The sequence below is a fragment of the Novosphingobium sp. genome (assembly GCF_036733805.1).
Taxonomy (GTDB): Bacteria; Pseudomonadota; Alphaproteobacteria; order Sphingomonadales; family Sphingomonadaceae; genus Novosphingobium.
Window position 1 is genome coordinate 1 of the sequence record NZ_DAIMZT010000147.1, and the last position, 1,764, is coordinate 1,764.

At 64.4% G+C, this 1,764-nt stretch carries 2 protein-coding genes; one reads left to right on the forward strand and one right to left on the reverse strand.

Annotation, left to right across the window (positions count from 1 at the left end; all coding sequences use genetic code 11):
• The first annotated feature begins 83 nt into the window (after positions 1-83).
• Positions 84-1,415: an IS1182 family transposase gene (locus V7D69_RS16035; protein ID WP_333606342.1), complete on the forward strand. Its 1,332-nt coding sequence runs from the start codon at positions 84-86 to the stop codon at positions 1,413-1,415.
• Between the two features lie 124 nt (positions 1,416-1,539).
• On the opposite strand, the gene V7D69_RS16040 is transcribed toward V7D69_RS16035, so the two are convergent.
• A partial coding sequence (locus V7D69_RS16040) for a hypothetical protein (RefSeq protein WP_333606343.1) occupies positions 1,540-1,764 on the reverse strand: 225 nt, incomplete at its 5' end.

The following is a 1,764-nucleotide window of genomic DNA, read 5'->3' on the forward strand; positions in this document are numbered from 1 at the left end:
CCCACCCTACGAGGCTGTGACTCTTTCCCATATCGAGTGTCGAGCGGATATGATTCTCTGAGCAGATTGATCTGCTGGAGAGAATGATGGCTGACGACAGTCTTTTTGGCGAGTTGCCGGAACAGTCGGCGCCCCGGACTGAAGCAGTACCGCGGGGCGCAGCTCGGCTGCGCGAGCCCGTGCGCGATCAGGTCGAGCTGCGAGCGGTCGATATCGATAGCCTGATCGGGCAGGATCATCCGGCGCGGGTGATCTGGGGTTATGTCGAAGGGCTCGATCTGAGCGAGCTGGAAGATCGCGTCAAGGCGCGGGAGAACAGGCCGGGTCATCCGGCGCCATCGCCCCGGTTGCTGCTGGCGCTTTGGCTGTACGCCACGAGCGACGGCGTTGGCAGCGCGCGAGCGCTGGACCGGCTCTGCGACAGTCATGACGTCTACCGCTGGCTCTGTGGCGGCGTCTCTTTGAACTATCACACGTTGTCGGACTTCCGGGTCGGCTGCGCCGATTTGCTCGACCGTTTGCTGGTCGAACATCTCGTGGCCCTGAACGAGGCAGGGTTGATCGATCTGGAGAAGCTGACCCAGGACGGGGTGCGGATACGGGCGAGTGCGGGGACGGGATCGTTCCGGCGGGAGGCGACGCTAGATCGGCAGATGGCACAGGCCGAGGCCGTGGTGGAAGGGCTCAAGCGCGAGGTCGATGCGGATCCGGAAGCCAGCAATCGGCGTATCCGGGCGGCTAAAGAGCGCGTGGCGCGGGAACGCAGCGAGCGGGTGCAGGCCGCGCAAGCCGCGCTGGCTGAGATCAAGCGCAAGCGAAAACAGCTCGACGACAAGGGCGGCAACGGCAAAAAGCCAAAAGAGCCACGGGCCTCCACCACCGACCCGCAGGCACGGGTGATGAAGATGGCGGATGCCGGCTTCCGTCCGGCCTACAATGTGCAGGTGGCCAGCGCGGCCGGCGAATTGATCGTGGTCGCGATCGATGTCGACAACAGCGGCTCAGATCGTGGCTTGATGCGGCCGATGCTGGAGCGAACGCGCGCTCGGCTGAAGCGCTTGCCGCGCCGCTACCTCGCCGATGGCGGGTTCTGCAGTGGCGAGGACATCGAATGGGCGCATGGCGAAGGCATCGAGGTTTACTGTCCACCGCCCAAATCCAGGAGCGGTGTCGATCCCTTTTTACCCCGGAGCAGCGACGGCCCTGGAGTGGCGGCCTGGCGGGCCCGCATGGCCAGCGAGGCCGGCAAGGCACAGTACCAAGCCCGCACGATCTGCGAATGCATTCATGCCCGATGGCGGAACTGGGACCTCAGGCAATTGACCGTGCGCGGCATCGAGAAGGTCCGTGCCGTCGTGCTCTGGCACGCGCTCACCAACAACATCCTACAAGGACACCGCCTCGCAAAAGCATAGACCGCAGAAGCATCCACCACGACCGGATGCCGCCGGCTTCTGACATCAAGGGCCGCTAGCGCCCCTCAATGTCGAACGCCGAAAAGCGAATTGGCTCACAGGCTCTACGGCACTATTCGCCCTCTCACATCGGCCGATACGTCCGCACGTCCGCGGGCACGTTCACGCCCAGCTTGATCTGGCCGACCGAGCGGATGATGTCGTCGCCGAGAAGCTGGGCGAAGCAGGCATAGCCCCAGTCGTTCATGTGCAGGCCGTCGGCGATGACGAAGCTCTCGACCGGGATCGACTGCGTCTCGTGCCAGTCGCGCATCACCTCGAAGCGCGGGAAGATGCCGACGTGACGGAG